The organism is Vibrio sp. LaRot3, from assembly GCF_027587025.1.
GTDB lineage: Bacteria > Pseudomonadota > Gammaproteobacteria > Enterobacterales > Vibrionaceae > Vibrio.
On sequence record NZ_JAPPTI010000001.1, the window covers coordinates 1,196,742 to 1,212,896 of the forward strand.

18 protein-coding genes are annotated in these 16,155 nt (G+C 45.3%); 7 read left to right on the plus strand and 11 right to left on the minus strand.

Annotated features, from left to right (window positions below):
* Position 1: 1 nt before the first annotated feature.
* The 4 genes from OH461_RS05450 to pspA all read right to left on the minus strand — a co-directional run bounded on the left by OH461_RS05450 (position 2) and on the right by pspA (position 2,535).
* Positions 2-1,033: an efflux RND transporter periplasmic adaptor subunit gene (locus OH461_RS05450; RefSeq protein ID WP_270019589.1), complete on the minus strand. Its 1,032-nt coding sequence runs from the start codon at positions 1,031-1,033 to the stop codon at positions 2-4.
* A 140-nt stretch (positions 1,034-1,173) separates the two neighbouring features.
* Entirely contained in the window at positions 1,174-1,560 is a 387-nt protein-coding gene (pspC, locus tag OH461_RS05455) for an envelope stress response membrane protein PspC (protein WP_270019590.1), read from the minus strand.
* Complete coding sequence (pspB, locus tag OH461_RS05460) at positions 1,553-1,786, minus strand: envelope stress response membrane protein PspB (protein ID WP_270019591.1); 234 nt, start codon at positions 1,784-1,786, stop codon at positions 1,553-1,555. The genes pspC and pspB overlap by 8 nt, the downstream gene beginning before the upstream one ends.
* A gap of 80 nt (positions 1,787-1,866) precedes the next feature.
* On the minus strand, positions 1,867-2,535 hold the full coding sequence (pspA, locus tag OH461_RS05465) for a phage shock protein PspA (protein ID WP_270019592.1): 669 nt from the start codon (positions 2,533-2,535) through the stop codon (positions 1,867-1,869).
* A gap of 185 nt (positions 2,536-2,720) precedes the next feature.
* Here pspA and pspF point away from each other — a divergent pair, with 185 nt between their 5' ends.
* The 7 genes from pspF (at position 2,721) to OH461_RS05500 (ending at position 9,707) form a co-directional block, all read left to right on the plus strand.
* Positions 2,721-3,713, plus strand: coding sequence for a phage shock protein operon transcriptional activator (gene pspF / locus OH461_RS05470; protein ID WP_270019593.1), 993 nt, complete (start codon positions 2,721-2,723; stop codon positions 3,711-3,713).
* Between the two features lie 152 nt (positions 3,714-3,865).
* Positions 3,866-5,485: an ABC transporter substrate-binding protein gene (locus OH461_RS05475; protein ID WP_270019594.1), complete on the plus strand. Its 1,620-nt coding sequence runs from the start codon at positions 3,866-3,868 to the stop codon at positions 5,483-5,485.
* Complete coding sequence (locus tag OH461_RS05480) at positions 5,486-6,448, plus strand: ABC transporter permease (protein ID WP_270019595.1); 963 nt, start codon at positions 5,486-5,488, stop codon at positions 6,446-6,448.
* Positions 6,435-7,322 carry a putrescine export ABC transporter permease SapC gene (gene sapC / locus OH461_RS05485; RefSeq protein ID WP_270019596.1) on the plus strand — a complete coding sequence of 296 codons (888 nt, stop codon included), beginning with the start codon at positions 6,435-6,437 and terminating at the stop codon, positions 7,320-7,322. The genes OH461_RS05480 and sapC overlap by 14 nt, the downstream gene beginning before the upstream one ends.
* Positions 7,322-8,317 carry a peptide ABC transporter ATP-binding protein gene (locus tag OH461_RS05490; RefSeq protein ID WP_270019597.1) on the plus strand — a complete coding sequence of 332 codons (996 nt, stop codon included), beginning with the start codon at positions 7,322-7,324 and terminating at the stop codon, positions 8,315-8,317. The genes sapC and OH461_RS05490 overlap by 1 nt, the downstream gene beginning before the upstream one ends.
* Positions 8,314-9,108, plus strand: coding sequence for a peptide ABC transporter ATP-binding protein (locus OH461_RS05495; RefSeq protein ID WP_270019598.1), 795 nt, complete (start codon positions 8,314-8,316; stop codon positions 9,106-9,108). Before OH461_RS05490 ends, OH461_RS05495 begins: the two co-directional genes overlap by 4 nt.
* A gap of 59 nt (positions 9,109-9,167) precedes the next feature.
* Positions 9,168-9,707 carry a GNAT family N-acetyltransferase gene (locus OH461_RS05500; protein ID WP_270019599.1) on the plus strand — a complete coding sequence of 180 codons (540 nt, stop codon included), beginning with the start codon at positions 9,168-9,170 and terminating at the stop codon, positions 9,705-9,707.
* An 89-nt stretch (positions 9,708-9,796) separates the two neighbouring features.
* Here OH461_RS05500 and OH461_RS05505 read toward each other — a convergent pair whose 3' ends face one another.
* From OH461_RS05505 to hinT, 7 genes are all read right to left on the minus strand, one after another.
* Positions 9,797-11,086, minus strand: a complete 1,290-nt coding sequence (locus OH461_RS05505; RefSeq protein ID WP_270019600.1) for an NAD(P)/FAD-dependent oxidoreductase — start codon at positions 11,084-11,086, stop codon at positions 9,797-9,799.
* A gap of 488 nt (positions 11,087-11,574) precedes the next feature.
* Complete coding sequence (gene ycfP / locus OH461_RS05510) at positions 11,575-12,117, minus strand: alpha/beta hydrolase YcfP (protein WP_270019601.1); 543 nt, start codon at positions 12,115-12,117, stop codon at positions 11,575-11,577.
* A 152-nt stretch (positions 12,118-12,269) separates the two neighbouring features.
* On the minus strand, positions 12,270-13,124 hold the full coding sequence (locus OH461_RS05515) for a phosphotransferase (protein WP_270019602.1): 855 nt from the start codon (positions 13,122-13,124) through the stop codon (positions 12,270-12,272).
* A 15-nt stretch (positions 13,125-13,139) separates the two neighbouring features.
* Positions 13,140-13,730 carry a penicillin-binding protein activator LpoB gene (lpoB, locus tag OH461_RS05520; RefSeq protein ID WP_270019603.1) on the minus strand — a complete coding sequence of 197 codons (591 nt, stop codon included), beginning with the start codon at positions 13,728-13,730 and terminating at the stop codon, positions 13,140-13,142.
* A gap of 127 nt (positions 13,731-13,857) precedes the next feature.
* The gene (locus OH461_RS05525; RefSeq protein ID WP_270019604.1) at positions 13,858-14,244 is read right to left on the minus strand and encodes a YcfL family protein; all 387 of its coding nucleotides are present in this window, start codon (positions 14,242-14,244) and stop codon (positions 13,858-13,860) included.
* Entirely contained in the window at positions 14,244-15,635 is a 1,392-nt protein-coding gene (locus tag OH461_RS05530) for a COG3014 family protein (protein WP_270019605.1), read from the minus strand. The genes OH461_RS05525 and OH461_RS05530 overlap by 1 nt, the downstream gene beginning before the upstream one ends.
* An 85-nt stretch (positions 15,636-15,720) precedes the next feature.
* Complete coding sequence (gene hinT, locus OH461_RS05535; RefSeq protein ID WP_270019606.1) at positions 15,721-16,071, minus strand: purine nucleoside phosphoramidase; 351 nt, start codon at positions 16,069-16,071, stop codon at positions 15,721-15,723.
* Positions 16,072-16,155: the final 84 nt, after the last annotated feature.

Genomic DNA, 16,155 nt, shown 5'->3' on the forward strand with positions numbered 1-16,155 from the left:
ATTACAGCCCTCTCTCTTTAATCCATTCACGCACTTTAATGCCGGAGGTAATGCCACTGACACCGGAAATGACAATCTGATCGCCATCCGCTAAACCAGTCACTACTTGTCGCTTATCATTTAGCTCCACCGCAGCTTTTTCTACGATACCTTCAGGGTTAACCCGCCACACACAGGTTTTTCCGTTTTCTTCAAACAGCGCAGAGACTGGAATACTGGTCGCGGTAGAAGACGCCGCTATTACGGTTACCGCACCCGACATCCCCGGCAATATGCCGACATTTTCCGGTCGCTCCATCACCATAGTGACTTTGTAAGAACCGGTTTTGGGGTCGGCTTCAGTATCAATTTCTTGAAAGGTCAGCGGGTATTGGTTGGCAGGAAAAGCATCAAATACCATGTAGGCTTCGCTATCCACCCCTTCCGTAAAACGGGTCAACAAATGATCTGGAAGTTGGAAGGAGACTTTCATTAAACGATTGGTCTGAATATTCATCACCCCTTGTTTGGCTGCGATGTATTCATAGTTTTCAGCAGGGATTAGAGAGATTGTGCCATCATAAGGGGCGACAAGCTTTGTATAACCAAGATTAGCCTTTGCCTGATCGAGTGTTGCTTTTGCTGAATTTCGGTTCGCTTTAGCTTGGTCAAAATCTTGCTCTGACACGACTTTATCTCGGCGTAGCTTTTTAGAGCGTTGATACTGAACGTCAGCTAAGCGAAACTGCGCTTGCGCCTGATCAGCCAATAACTGGTACTCGTCAGGATTGAGCGTTGCCAGCACTTCCCCCTTTTTCACCATTTGCCCTGCGACCACATCGATAGTTTGCATTTGGCCGGGTACTCTATAGGCCAACACTGCGCGCTCCCCCGCCTCTGTGGTGGCAGGAAACTGGCGTTGAAACTGCGAATTGCCAACAGACACAGAGAATAATTTAGCTGGGCGAGAATCAGGTTCAGGAATTGGAGGAAGCTCCTCACTACACCCCAAAAGGGTAAGAAAGGCAAAAAAGAGCAAAAGAATTGTGCGCATAATTGGTCATCCCTATCGCTTGAGAGCAAAAGCCTCTATCAAACATAGTTGACCGTTAAATAGTCCGCCACACGTCCTATTGATATAATCGTGAAAAATGAAGAAGTTGAGAGATGCGAATGCACCTCTCAATAGAAGGGTTATAACTTGCTGAACTCGCGATTCACTTTGAAGGTATCGGAAGTTACATAAGCTTCGATATCGCGTACCTTACCTTCGAGGCTAGCCATGTCTCTCTCTAGAGTATCAAGCAGACGTTCCGCTGATTGCCCTGCCTGCCAAGGCTTATTTTTTAGCTTATGTTCTTGCTGTGACTTGATGCTCTCAACGTAGTTAGCTGGCTGCTTTTCCAACATAAACGACATCGCAATATAAGCGAGTAGAACTAAAAAGTTACCCCCGAGTAAAAACGCAGAAATGACTAAGATTCTAACTAGCCATACTTCCATTCCGAAGTAGTGGGCAACACCAGCACACACGCCAGATAGCTTACCATTGGCCGTATCTCGATACAGTTCTCTACTCATAGCGACGCCTCCAGTTTGGAGACTCCGAGTCCAAAATTCGCTCTAGCGTGTCAACGCGGTCGCGCATTGATTCCGCCTGCTTAGAGAGCTTCTCTAAACGATGGTAGTCTTCCTGAGAAAGGCCGCTGCTTGAGGTTTTCTTGCTACGGTAATGCAAAATCAACCATATTGGCGCTACAAAGATCATAAATACGATCAGTGGTAACGCGATCCAAAACCATGACATAAACAACTCCTAAAATTCGCTCTAATGGCTCTTAGGACAGAAACCCAGCTGTGTTCGGGCTTCTGTCGCAGCAAAATAATTTATTTCTTTTCTTCCATTTGCTGTTTCAATTTTGCTAGCTCTTGCTCAATTTCGTCTTGAGCTTGTAGTTCAGCGAACTCTTGGTCGAGTGACTTACCTTGACCTGTTTTTGCGTAAAGATCCGCTTCTGCCTCTAGCTCATCAATCTTACGTGAATATTGGTCAAACTTCGCCATAGCTTCATGAGTTCGTGCTGTATGTAGCTGTTTTTGAACGTCACGGCGATTGGTGGCAGTTTGGGTGCGAATCACAATCGCCTGCTGCTTCGCACGGGTTTCGGTAATTTTACTTTCTAACTTACCAATTTCACCGGTTAGCTTTTCGATGGTTTCTTCAACGAGCGTTTGTTCGGTATGCAGGCCTTTCAATACATCTTGCAACTTCTGCTTTTCAATCAACGCTGCACGAGCCAAATCTTCACGCTGCTTACTTAATGCCAGCGTTGCTTTTTCAGCCCAATCGCTAACTTGCTCTTCAATGGCCTCAACCTTACGTGCCAACTCTTTCTTGTCAGCAATCGCCTTAGCTGAGTTAGTGCGAACCTCAACTAATGTGTCTTCCATTTCTTGAATGATTAAACGGATCATTTTTTCAGGATCTTCCGCTTTATCGAGTAGAGCACTAATATTTGAGTTCACAATGTCTGCAAATCGAGAAAAAATACCCATGGGTGACTCCTTTACTTGGTCATAACTGAACGAAGATAATCAATCTGCTAGATACATTACAAGTCGCGTGCCAACTTTACATCCCAATAAAAACAGTAACTTAATCATAATTCATCATCTTTCATCTTGCCTTTGTGATAAATTTGACCAACTATAGGTAAAATTTACCAAGTGAGATAAAGTCAATGCAGCAAAACCTAATTGGTGAGTCCCCAGCCTTTCTAGCGGTATTGGACAAAGTATCCACCTTAGCCGCGATTGAGCGCCCTGTACTGATTATTGGTGAGCGTGGTACCGGTAAAGAGTTGATTGCTCAGCGCTTGCACTATTTATCCAAACGTTGGGATAAACCCCTTATCTCCCTGAATTGCTCAACCTTAAGCGAAGGGTTGATCGACTCCGAACTTTTCGGTCATGAATCAGGGGCTTTCACTGGCTCTAAAGGGCGCCATAAAGGCCGTTTTGAACGAGCAGAAAATGGCACTCTTTTTCTTGATGAACTCGCCACCGCTCCTCTACTGGTGCAAGAAAAATTACTTAGAGTGATTGAATACGGTCAATATGAACGGGTTGGCGGCCACCAACTAATGAATGCCAACGTGCGATTAATATGCGCCACCAACGCCGACTTACCGAAAATGGCGAATGAAGGGGAATTTCGCGCTGACTTACTCGACCGTTTAGCCTTTGACGTGATTCACTTGCCACCGCTTAGGGAAAGGCTAGAAGACATTCCCTTACTGGCAGAGTACTACGCCATTAAGATGTGTCGCGAGTTAGGTTTTGAATACTTTGTAGGCTTTAGCCAAACTGCCATGAGCCAGTTGTTGGAATACCCTTGGCCAGGTAATGTGCGTGAACTCAAAAACGTTGTAGAGCGTGCGGTCTATCAACATGGCGTGCAAGATTACCCTATCGATCATCTCATCTTTGACCCGTTTCAGCGTGAGCCGAAAAACAACACGGAACACAATCAAGCCCCTCAGCAAACGACCACTGAGGAATTTAGCTTCCCGCTAGATTATAAAGCTTGGCAAGAACAGCAAGACCAAACCTTGTTAACCGCGGCACTAAAAAAAAGTAAATTTAATCAGCGCAAAGCGGCAGAATTGCTTGGCCTAAGTTATCATCAATTAAGAGGAATGGTGCGAAAATATGACCTGAGTCGCGAGAGTTAACAAGATTTCACGGCAAGCCACCAAACTGAGCAAATAAGTCGCACCAAAAGGTTTAAAATTAATAATTAGGTTTGCAAAAACAATTAGTAGTCACACACTGGGGGGATGGGGCATAATGGTGAGTTCCGCTGTGCTTCGATTCCCATATTCTTATGAAAGCATTCATACAACTGACGTTAAGTTTTTTCGCGGTTAGCCTATTGGCTGGCTGTGGAGAAAAAATTAACCACAATAAAGTGCGCCAAACCGGATTTGTCTTTTGTGGACAAGCCGGGCCAACTACGTTCAATCCACAGCTAGTGGATAGTGGCATTACGTCAGAAACTCTCAGTTCTCAATTGTTTGATACCCTACTCACGCTCGATGGTGAAACCTTCCAACCTGTGCCTAATATTGCTGAAAGCTGGCAAGTCAACGATCAGGGCACGGAATACACCTTCAAGCTAAAGCGAGGCGTTTCTTTTCAGACCACAGAGTGGTTTACCCCATCACGCCACCTAACCGCTGATGATGTGGTATTCAGCTTCCGTCGCATCATAGACTCTTCGCATCCTTTTCACTATGTAGGAAGCGGCCTGTATCCTTGGTTTAGCGGCATCGATTTTCAGAACTTATTGACAGACATTGAGGCGATAGATAAGCACACGGTTAAATTTACCCTTGCTCGCCCTGACAACACTTTCTTATCAAACATTTCTACCAGCCATGCAGTGATTTTATCGAAAGAGTATGGCAATCAACTGCAAGTCGCTGACGAAAAGCCCATGTTAGACAGCCATCCTGTAGGCACTGGACCATTTTATCTTGATGATTATCAAATCAATGATTTAGTCCGTTTGAAGCGCCACAATGGCTACTGGGCGGGTCGCGCAAAAATGGAGCAAGTGGTATTCGATATTTCTCACCGTGGTACCGGTACTTTAGCGAAGCTACTGCGCAATGAGTGTGATGTTTTAAGCTCACCGCTTTCAAGTCAAATTCCGACTATCGAAGCTCATGATGGTATTGAGCTGACAGCCAAACCAGCGATGAACATCTCCTTTATCGCAGTCAACACATCGCACCCTGCCCTAAATGATGCTCAAGTGCGTAAGGCACTCAACTATGCCATCAACCGTCAGAACATTCTCGACTCGGTTTACTATGGAACAGGCAGTCAAGCCTATTCGGTATTGCCACCGAATTCATGGGCCTATAACGGCGACAGTATTCAAGTTCGCTATGATCGCAACTACGCCATCGCCTTGCTGCGTGAAGCGGGTTATAGCAAAGGACTAGAGCTAAATATGTCGGTACCGCTTGAACCGCGCTCTTACAACCCGAGCCCACGCAAAACGGCCGAGTTAATCCAAGCGAACTTTGCCGATATCGGCATCAAACTGAATTTGATGACGGATGACCGATTCAACCGCAATGATTTAAGCAGCGATAGTAACATCGACCTTTATCTGACTGGCTGGATTGCTGATACGGGAGACCCTGATAACTTCCTACGCCCGCTGCTTTCTTGCGATTCTGAACGCGCAGGGTTAAATGTATCGAGCTGGTGTAATCCTGATTTCGACTTCTTACTTGATTTAGCGCTCGAAGTGGATAAAACACGCTATCGACTCAACTTGTATAAACAAGCGCAGAACATTTTAAACCAAGAGTTTCCTGTCATTCCGCTCAACCATGGCATGCAATTTCAAGCGCATGACAAATCGTTGACCGGTTTTAAAGTGAGTCCATTTAATGCTCAACCGTTTGATTTAGTGGAAAGGGTGCAATAAATGCTGCTGTATACTATTCGTCGCCTCAACCTTTTCATTATCACTTTGCTGATCTTAACCATCGTCGGCTACAGCCTGCTACGTCTTGATCCTACCTCCCCGTGGTTATTACAAGATTACTGGCAAGGTTGGTCTCACTACCTTGGTGAGCTTATGCAGCTCAACTTTGGGGTTAACAAACACGGTGTGCCGATTATCGATGAGTTAAAATCCGTCTTCCCGGCCACATTAGAGCTGTGTTTAATTGCATTCGTTTTATCATTATTGATTGGTATCCCAATCGGCACTGTTGCGGGCATGAAACAAGGTAAGTGGCTAGACACTATTATCTCGTTTACTTCAATGTCCGGCTATTCCGCGCCACTATTTTGGGTTGCGCTGCTGATGATCATGGTGTTCTCACTGCACTACCAAGTGTTCCCTGTTGCTGGCCGTTACGACTTGTTGTACCAAATCGACCACATCACAGGCTTTGCAATTATCGATGCGTTTTTTGCTAAAGGTGAATACCGAGCTCATGCACTGCAAAGTGTTATTGATCACCTAATTTTGCCATGTTTAGTGTTAGCGCTTGCCCCTACCACTCAGGTTATTGGGTTAATGCGTGCTTCTGTGTCTGAGGTGATGAGTAAAAACTACATCCGCGCGGCACGAATTAAAGGTTTAGCAACTCACGAGATCGTTACTGAGCACGTACTGCGTAATGCCATTCCGCCGATCATTCCGAAAATAGGCGTGCAATTATCGAGTATGCTTACCTTAGCGATCGTCACCGAGTCCATTTTCAACTGGCCGGGTATTGGCCGCTGGTTACTGGATGCGCTGTCGAACCAAGATTACGTAGCCATTCAAGCTGGCGTTATCGTCGTCGCGACCTTGGTTTTAACGGCCAACATTTTGTCTGATTTGATTGGTGCGATGATCAACCCGTTAGTAAGGAAAGAGTGGTATGCTAACCGATAGTGTTTATCAAGAAGAGCGCATCCCGACTCAGTTTGAGCGGTTTTGGCGCAGTTACCGCGCAAATAGCCTCGCGATGTTTGGTCTATGGTGTTTCGTTCTCATTGTTCTGATCACATTGATTGCCCCTTGGTTAGCGCCGCACGATCCACAAGCTCAAACTGGTGAGCTTTTGCTGCCGCCATCTTGGAATCCAGCGGGCACCGTTGACTACTTTTTAGGTACTGATGATTTAGGCCGCGATATTTTGTCTCGCCTGATTGTCGGCTCACAGCTTACCTTTGGCGCAGCGGTCATCATCACAGTGATTGCCGCAGCAATAGGCTGTCTAATTGGTATTCTTGCAGGCATGACCAAAGGGCTACTGTCGAGTACGTTGAACCACTTACTCGACACCGTTATGTCGATCCCATCTTTGCTTTTAGCGATTATTTTTGTCGCATTCCTAGGCTTTGGCGAGTTCAACGTATTGCTTGCTATCTGCTTAGCCTTAATCCCACGCTTTATTCGTTCAGTCTATATTGCAGTGCACACCGAAGTCGAAAAAGACTACGTTCTAGCCGCACGTTTAGATGGCGCGAATGATTTTTACCTACTTTGGAACTCTATCCTGCCGAACATTCTTGTTGTGTTCGCCTCTGAGTTTACCCTCGCTTTATCAATTGCCATTCTTGATATCACGGCTCTTGGCTTTTTGGGCCTTGGCGCACAAGCGCCTAGCGCTGAATGGGGCGCGATTCTTGGTGACTCCGTTGAGCTGATTTACTTAGCACCTTGGACAGTGACCCTACCGGGACTTGCCATCATGTGTACCGTGATTGTGGTGAACTTAGTGGGTGAAGGCGTACGCCAAGCTCTTAATGCGGGGATCGAATAATGCCATTATTAGATATTCGACACTTAACCATCGAGATCGAAACACCACAAGGTATGGTGAAAGCCGTCGACCGCATGAGCCTAACCATGAACGAAGGTGAAATTCGTGGTCTTGTGGGCGAGTCAGGCTCAGGTAAAAGCCTAGTTGCCAAAGCGATTGTCGGCGTTTGTAAAGACAACTGGCGCGTCACGGCTGACCGCATGCGCCTTGGCAATATCGATTTACTGCAATTAACGCCGCGTGAAAGACGTCGTGTTATTGCCCGTGATATCGCGATGATCTTCCAAGAACCATCAACCTGTTTAGACCCGTCCGACGAGGTCGGCAAGCAGCTAATTGAGGCGATACCATCACGTTCATTTGAAGGTCGTTGGTGGCAGCGTTTTCAATGGCGTAAAAAGCAAGCTATTGCGCTTTTACACAAAGTCGGTATTAAAGATCACAAACAAATCATGGGTAGCTACCCTTACGAGCTGACTGACGGTGAATGCCAAAAAATCATGATTGCAATGGCGATTGCCGCTAAGCCAAAGTTGCTCATTGCCGATGAGCCAACCAACGACTTAGACCCAATTACGCAATCGCAAATATTGCGCCTACTGAGCCGTATGAATCAACTGCATAACACCAGCATTATGTTGATTGGTCATGACTTAACAACGATTACTCAATGGGCGACGCGTATTACCGTCATGTATTGTGGTCAATCGGTTGAATCCGCCGATACCGATAAGATATTAGCTAAACCTAAGCACCCTTATACGGTGGCGCTGCTTAAAGCAATGCCTGATTTTTCGGAATGGATTCCTCACAAAGAAAAACTGCAATCACTACCGGGGACAATTCCACCACTACAGCATCTGCCTATCGGTTGCCGATTAGGGCCACGTTGTCCTTACGCGCAGAGACAGTGCGTCGAAATTCCAATGGCTAAACGAGTGAAGAATCATAAATATGCCTGTCACTTCCCGCTCAATATGGAGAAAAAAGCATGACCAGTAGTAATGCTTTGCTCGAAGTGACTAACTTATCCAAGTCATTTGTCACTCGCTCAGGTATCTTCCGCCGTAAAGAACAACACGCAGTTAAGCCGGTTAGCTTTACCTTAGAAGCCGGGCAAACCATAGGGTTTATCGGCCAAAATGGCTCGGGTAAATCAACCCTCGCACGTATGTTAGCGGGCATGGTTGAACCAAGCTCTGGTGAAATTCGCGTTAATGGCGAGTTGTTAGAGCACAAAGATTACTCGACTCGCTGTAAGTTGATTCGGATGATCTTCCAAGACCCGAACACCTCGCTCAACCCAAGAATCCAAATCGGTCGCATTTTAGAAGGACCATTAAAGCGAAACACCAATATGCCGCCAGAGGCGCGCATGCGTCGTGTCAAAGATACGTTGCTAAGAGTTGGCTTGCTACCCGAGCATGCTTACTTCTATCCACAAATGTTGGCGACCGGCCAAAAACAACGTGTGTGTCTTGCTCGTGCTCTTATTTTGCAACCTTCGATCATCGTTGCAGATGAAGCGTTAAACGGCTTAGACATGGCGATGCGCTCTCAGATCATCAATCTCTTCTTAGAGCTACAAGAAGAGATGGGGGTGTCCTTTGTTTACGTGTCTCAGCACATTGGCGTAGTGAAACATATTACCGACAAAGTGATGGTGATGCATGAAGGTAACGTAGTGGAAGCTGGCGATACACAAAGCATTTTGACCTGTCCTGAGCACCCAATCACTCAACGCTTAATCGAAAGTCATTTCAATAAAGCGCCATGCTTTAAGTAACGTGCTTTAAGTAATGAGTCGATTTGTGCTAACTCTTTTGTTTTTGCGATGAACACCTTATGAGTCCTGATTATCAAATCATTACCCCACAGTTTGTCTTGAGGCTCATCGGCGGCGAGTGTAGTGAGCAATTGCAAACACTGGTTGCCCAGTCCCCTAGCCTGCACCAATGGATAGACTGGTGTCATAGCGATTTCAGCCACTCTGAAGCCGAACGATTTTTACTAGCGACTCGATTAAACTGGGTAAAATCAGAAGCCTACGGATTTGGTATCTTTCGTCGTAGTGATGACAAACTGATTGGTATGGTGGCAATCAACGAGCTGTATCAAACCTTCAATATGGCTAGCATTGGTTATTGGATTGGTGATGACTATCAAAAACAAGGTTACGCCAAACAAGCGGTCGACGCTTTGGTCGAGTTTTGTTTTGATATTTTAAAACTGACGCGAGTAGAAATCGTGTGTGACCCAGAAAATCAGGCTAGCCAACGCCTCGCTATTGCCTGCGGCGCTACGTTTGAAACGCTCGCCGCGAATCGCTTTGTATTTAATGGTAAGCCCAAACAAGGGGCAGTTTATTCCATCATTCCTAGTTAAAGAGTTTCAGCTGCAGTGAATAGCAAGCAGATACAAAAAGACCTCCAAGCGGAGGTCTTTTCATTTCAAACGATTAGGTTTGATTGGTATTAATGCAGCTTCAAGTTCGGGCGCAATACGCGGTTAATGCGGCCCATTAGAATGATTAAAGCTGTCTTAAATACGCCGTGCAACGCCATTTGGTGCAAACGGTATAAAGAGATGTACACAACGCGTGCGATACGTCCTTCAACCATCATCGAACCTTTCGTTAGGTTACCCATCAAGCTACCAACGGTAGAGAAGCGGCTAAGCGACACTAATGAGCCTTTGTCTTTGTAGACGTAAGGTTTTAGATCGCGGCCATTTAACTTCGCGATGATGTTTGAAAACGCTCGGCTCGCCATTTGGTGAGCAGCTTGCGCGCGAGGTGGTACAAACGAACCATCTTCTTGAGTGCACTGAGCTAAATCACCGATAACAAAGATGTTGTCATCACGAGTGGTTTGTAGCGTATCTTTCACAACAAGCTGGTTAATACGGTTGCTTTCAAGACCACCAATCTCTTTCATGAAGTCCGGTGCTTTAATACCTGCAGCCCAAACCATGATTTGTGCAGGAATTTTGTCGCCGTCTTTAGTGACTAGGCCATCTTTATCAGCTTGTGTCACCATCGTCGCCGTGCGAACGTTTACACCTAGCTTAGTCAGCTCTTGGTGCGCTGCACTTGAAATGCGGGTTGGTAGAGCAGGAAGAATACGCTCACCTGCTTCAACAAGGTTTACATTCAACTTGCTTGAATCTAGATCGCCGAAGCCGTATGTGCGTAGCTCTTTCACTGCGTTGTGCAATTCTGCTGAAAGCTCAACACCCGTTGCACCGGCACCAACGATAGCGATGTCTACCGTACCTTGACCATTCTTAGCGTGTAGCTTTAAGAATTCGTTGTTCATATTAGTACGGAAGCGGTGTGCTTGTTCAGGGCTATCTAGGAAGATACAGTTATCACGAACACCCGGAGTGTTGAAGTCGTTCGACGTAGAACCAATAGCAAGAACCAATACATCGTATTCAAGTTCACGGCTTGGCATCAATAGCTCACCGTTGTCATCTTTTAGCTCAGCTAGTGTGATAACTTTACGCTCGCGATCGATGTCCGCTAGGCTACCCATTTGAAAATCAAAATGATGGTTTTTCGCGTGAGCTCGGTAGCTCAATGCGTCAACGCCTTCATCTAACGAACCTGTTGCCACTTCGTGTAATAGTGGTTTCCATAAATGGCTTGCCTTACGGTCAACCAAAGTTACGCTAGCACGTCCTTTACGGCCAAGTGTATGGCCTAGCTTAGTTACAAGCTCTAAACCGCCTGCACCGCCACCTACTACGATAATTCGTGTCAAAGCAACTACCCTCTAAAAACAATAAACATTAAATTTGTACAAACCGCGCTACGCGATTTGATGGAATTCTTAATCAATCTTCGCCTTCGTTTGCGATAGAGGTACTTCAAGTTACGTATTGGATTAAAAGCTCAATAGGAGCCGTTTGCTCGTTCCAAGTTAATTATTTGCTCGGTTTGGCAAAGTTTTGGGTAAGTTTTTCACTCACTCTCAATTTTTTTTGATATTTATCAAATAATTTTTACTCTGCTCATTATATAGAGCAAAACTCACCGCGCAACCATAGATTGCACGAATCTCTGCATAAAAGTTAGGGATTTATGCAGCAACGCCAATATGCTCCCTCGTAATCCCACAGGAAAGTTTGCTTAAAATCGTTTCGACAGGCTAATAAGCAGCTAAGTTGCTACTTTTATAGGCTAAAAAACAAAAAAAGCGACACAACGTTAGTTGTGTCGCTTTTTTGCAACAATTTATGCCTGATGAAATTAACTTGCTTGCTTGAATGCTTTCATCGCTTGTAGGTGCTGAGAGATTTTCTTAAATTTGTGGCTCTCTTTTTCATCCCAGATAATGTCGTAGTAGCCTTCAAGCTCAGCTGCACTCTTTGAGTTGTCGTGAATCTCATCTTCTTTTGATAACACGACTAAGCAATGCTTGGCATTCTTCATTCGGAATTCAGCAACACATTTCGTCGCGATGTCTTCATACTCCTCAGGGCGATCAATCCGACCTACCATGTTTTTCTCTGGATGAAGATTCGGGTTAAAGATCACCTGCTTGATACCGCATAAGAAGCCAATACGCTCTGACCAATAGCCACCAAGGCCAACACCACAAATAATCGGATTTGGGTCATCTGATTGAGCTATCACCTTATGAACTTCTTTAAGAAGATGCTGCATATCATGTTTTGGATGAAGCGTGCTGTAGTTAATGAAGCGAACGTCGTCGTCAATGAACTGCAATTGTAACACTTTTTCGTGATTGCCTGGGCTGGTGCTATCAAAGCCGTGAAGGTAGATTATCATGTTATTTCCCCGATTTATTATGCTGTTTGTTTTAACACGAGTTCGAGAGTGACTAACTAAACTGCAACAAACTAATTTTAATCTAACACGAAAATCAGGGTTTTAAAGATCGCATTGTAAAATTCATAATAACTTTACGTGAAACAGTGATCTCATTTGCAAAACTGTTCGCTAAGCTGCTCTGCTTGGCGTAAATACGGCTCATCACCCCATAGCTGATAGGCTAGCAGATACCACAGCATCGCCATCATTGTTGCTCTTGGGGTCCAAGCGAGCACCCCTTCAACCCAATCATCTACGCCTTCTATTTCACGCAATTGACAATAACGATGAATGTTATCGATGCTATTCGCATCTGCTACTTCGAGGCTCAATGTCAGATCTAAGCGAGGGTCTGCAATCGTCGCATATTCCCAATCTATGATTTTCGCCCCCGCAGAGGTATTCACCATGTTATAGCCCGCCAAATCGAAATGACACAAGGTATGGCCGACATCCGCAAGGCTTGGCGCATTTCGCCAATCGCGATAAATGGTTTGGTAACGTTCGGTCTTTAATGATTCTTTCAGCTGCATCCAGTAGTGATCTACCCGAGCTGTATAATTGAACGGTGCCACTGGCACTCGTGTTGTGTCTACGCTGTGCACCGCCTTTAGCGCTTCTAACATCAGCTCAAGGCTTAAGTTATCGGTCAGCGGCGTACCTTCAATCCACTCCACCAGCAAGCCTTGATCGTTAATGTATATCGGTTTGGGGCTAAGCTGCGATTCTTGGATGGCGGATAAGATTTGATACTCTTGAAAGCGGGAAATAGAAAAGGCTTGAGTAATTGGTGTGGTCGGTCGCCACACATAGGCTTCGCCACTTTGAGTGACCACTTTCCAACAACGATTAGTCAAGCCCCCTGTTAAGGTTTGTCCATAATCAGGGGGAATCGAAAAGAAGCGCTCTAATGACACCAATGAACTATCTAACTGACATGCTTCTTGCCAAGACATTCGCGCCATTTCACGCTCCTTATGTTATAGGCCTAGTAGGCTCTTAGATTCTTGCTTACGAATTTCCGTTTCATCCGCCCATTCGATAAGACCTGTTTCAAGATCCATCAAACGCATGGTCATCTTGTAGTAAACGTCTTTATCGCTACCAGCGGCTTTAGCGATGCTCGATAAGTTACCATATAGCATGTATTGAGCACCGACCATTTTACCAAACTGAATCGCATTGCTTTGGTTTACAAGCTCATCATTGTTTTGGAAATTCAACTGATCGCGAACCGCTTCCACACGACCCATGTCTACAAAGCGGAACTTGCCAGAGTTAAGCATTTTGGTACTGATGGTGTCGGTAATCGATTCAGTATCAATGTGCTCGCTAGTTTTATTTTTGATGCGCTCAACAAACACAATCGGACGAGAGTCACGAGTGATAGCCGCAACAGAACCTGAGTTCATCATGCTATCAACCATCTCTGCTGCGATGGTTTGTAGATCCGTTGAACCAAAGTCGATGGTTGTGGTTTCTACGGCTTGCGCATCACCATAACTTACTTTGTTTGAACAGCCGCCTAGAATTACCGCTAGGCCCAGCAGCGCAATAACACTCTTTTTCATTGTAAAATCCTTAATGTATTCTCATTAATTTATACGTAGTCTGACCCACTCACACTAGGAATGGTTCAGAAAATTTGTAACCAACGATGTGACGTCAAACAGCCCACACCGTTTCGATTGACAGAAATTAGTCCTGCTCACGAATCTGAACGCGAAATTGTGTCGCGTTTGGATTCACAGCCACTTCAGAGATGGTGAGTATCTCTTCTCCGCGGATAATCAAACGTTTCCAATTACCCACTTTGGTATCCACTTCAAGCCCTTGATCGTCATACCAATAAAATCGATACAACAAATGCTGATCACCGCTAGATTTACTCGCTAGGCTTACGATGCCGCGAGTATGACCATCCATTTCTGTAGTGGTGATATCTTCAACCGCCAAACGACGATCGAGCGAGGAGTTGGCAAATAACACGCTTTGCGAACCACCATCAATACGCAGCCCTGAGGTATTAGAACTGCAACCGACGACGGCAAAGGTTGCCATTATTGCTAATATCCATTTTTTCATCACAGTTTCCCTAATTGTTTATGCCAAATAGTGGCGCTATTGCCTTGGCGCGATAGCCACACAAGCACGGTTTGACCTTCTTGCGCATTAAATGAATACGCCTGAGACCCAGCCAAAAGCTGTTGCTCTCCCGGTGACACTACCGACGTTGAGCTGTAAACACTGGCGGGTAACGTTTGCCAACTGCGAGTATCTGGCTGTTCAGTTAAGGTGTTCCAAACATTAAACAGCAAGTTGCCAACATCATCGCCCTGAGCCGCTTCTTTACGTAGTCTATCTTTGGCTACGACACGCAAAGCTTGGCGGATAACTATCGATGGCATTTTTTCTGACAGATTCTTTTGTGCCATTAGATTTACATCTACCAACAGGTCTTGATTCACATTGCGCTGATTTAACGCCAGTGGCGTATATCGAATCGACGCATGTGTCGGATAATAAGGTAAAGCCAAAGAGTACAACGCGCCATTTCCGCGACTGTCATATAAAGGCAAAGAAAGCTTCCAACCTTGTAATGCTTCAACAATGTCTTGCTCTTGCAGCACAATAACGCGCGCTTTGCCTTTCGCTAACGGTTTATAAGCCCCATACCGCTTTTCAAGCTTGGTTAAATCCTCACTCATGCCTAACCGCTTAGCAACACGCATTGTGCTATCAATCACACTTCGGTTGTCTGGCATCACCGCCAGCGCTCGCCGATAGTCGACATAAGCACTGTTTAAATCATTGTCTGCCTCAAACAGCAATGCCGATAAATAAAGCAAGTAGCCATTTTGCACCGCTTGTAAACTTTTACCCGCATCTGGGTATTTGGCCAACACACTGCCCAAGTTTGGCGTCAGCCCCTGCTGCTTCATTTGTTGCTCAGCGTCTTGCAGATCTCGCTCTCTCTCCATGCGAGCGCGCTCTTGAACTTGGTTAGCGCGGCGCATTTCAACCAAAGCGTCATCTAACTGATTCGCTTTAACATAGTTCAAACCTAAGTATAGGTGGAGAAAACCTAACTCATAATCTGCGGGCTGATAGTAGTTTAAGTTGTCGTTTACTGCGATAGAGCCTACATTGACCGCGGTTTCAGAAAGTGAAACAACCGCTTGGTCTTGTTGCTGACGAACGGCGTTATCACTTCGTTCAAGCGCAGCCTGACTTTGCTGATAATCTTGATTGAGTAATGACACGCGGCCTTTTTCAAAATTATCTAAAATGTCTCCCGCGACTTGGTCGGGTAACTGTTGCTCTGCCTGTTGGTACTGACCCACTTTTACTGATTGGTAAACCTGTGCAGTTTGCGCACTATAGTGGCTAAAAAGATTACCCGCAGAAAGATTCGCGCAAGCGGCAAGCGTTAAGGTACTAAGCGAAGCCAGTATGAGTCGAAGAGTATTGTTCAATTCGTACTCCGTATTCAAAATTGTAGTTATAAAAAAAGCACAATCATTCGATCGTGCTTTTTTGACAGATCACTTTCCAATAAGTTTAGTTCACTATCATCGGGCCGAGAGGTCGACCGCCTACTAAATGCATATGGATGTGGTAAACCTCTTGGCCACCATGCGCATTACAGTTCATGATCAATCGATAACCGTCTTGGTCAATCCCTTCTTGCTTAGCCAATTGCTTAGCCACCGTAAACATGCGCCCCATGGTTAACTCATCATCCGCTTCGATGTCGTTCACCGTTGGAATCAGCTTATTTGGGATAATCAAAATATGGCTTGGAGCTCGTGGGTTGATGTCACGGAATGCTGTAACTAAATCGTCTTGGTAAACGACATCAGCCGGGATCTCTTTACGAATAATTTTACTAAAAATGGTTTCTTCAGCCATGCCGGACTCCATGAGATAAGATTAGCGATGTGATTGAGTATGCGTCATGCCGATTTAAATCACAATTAAAAACAGCGTTCAATT

Coding starts and splice junctions, on each gene's coding strand:
- OH461_RS05495 (WP_270019598.1), top strand. CDS start 8,314: ATGACCAGTAGTAATGCTTTGCTCGAAGTGACTAACTTATCCAAGTCA.
- OH461_RS05500 (WP_270019599.1), top strand. CDS start 9,168: ATGAGTCCTGATTATCAAATCATTACCCCACAGTTTGTCTTGAGGCTC.
- ycfP (WP_270019601.1), bottom strand. CDS start 12,117: ATGATAATCTACCTTCACGGCTTTGATAGCACCAGCCCAGGCAATCAC.
- OH461_RS05480 (WP_270019595.1), top strand. CDS start 5,486: ATGCTGCTGTATACTATTCGTCGCCTCAACCTTTTCATTATCACTTTG.
- pspF (WP_270019593.1), top strand. CDS start 2,721: ATGCAGCAAAACCTAATTGGTGAGTCCCCAGCCTTTCTAGCGGTATTG.
- pspA (WP_270019592.1), bottom strand. CDS start 2,535: ATGGGTATTTTTTCTCGATTTGCAGACATTGTGAACTCAAATATTAGT.
- pspC (WP_270019590.1), bottom strand. CDS start 1,560: ATGAGTAGAGAACTGTATCGAGATACGGCCAATGGTAAGCTATCTGGC.
- OH461_RS05450 (WP_270019589.1), bottom strand. CDS start 1,033: ATGCGCACAATTCTTTTGCTCTTTTTTGCCTTTCTTACCCTTTTGGGG.
- sapC (WP_270019596.1), top strand. CDS start 6,435: ATGCTAACCGATAGTGTTTATCAAGAAGAGCGCATCCCGACTCAGTTT.
- hinT (WP_270019606.1), bottom strand. CDS start 16,071: ATGGCTGAAGAAACCATTTTTAGTAAAATTATTCGTAAAGAGATCCCG.
- pspB (WP_270019591.1), bottom strand. CDS start 1,786: ATGTCATGGTTTTGGATCGCGTTACCACTGATCGTATTTATGATCTTT.
- OH461_RS05475 (WP_270019594.1), top strand. CDS start 3,866: ATGAAAGCATTCATACAACTGACGTTAAGTTTTTTCGCGGTTAGCCTA.
- OH461_RS05525 (WP_270019604.1), bottom strand. CDS start 14,244: ATGAAAAAATGGATATTAGCAATAATGGCAACCTTTGCCGTCGTCGGT.
- OH461_RS05490 (WP_270019597.1), top strand. CDS start 7,322: ATGCCATTATTAGATATTCGACACTTAACCATCGAGATCGAAACACCA.
- lpoB (WP_270019603.1), bottom strand. CDS start 13,730: ATGAAAAAGAGTGTTATTGCGCTGCTGGGCCTAGCGGTAATTCTAGGC.
- OH461_RS05515 (WP_270019602.1), bottom strand. CDS start 13,124: ATGGCGCGAATGTCTTGGCAAGAAGCATGTCAGTTAGATAGTTCATTG.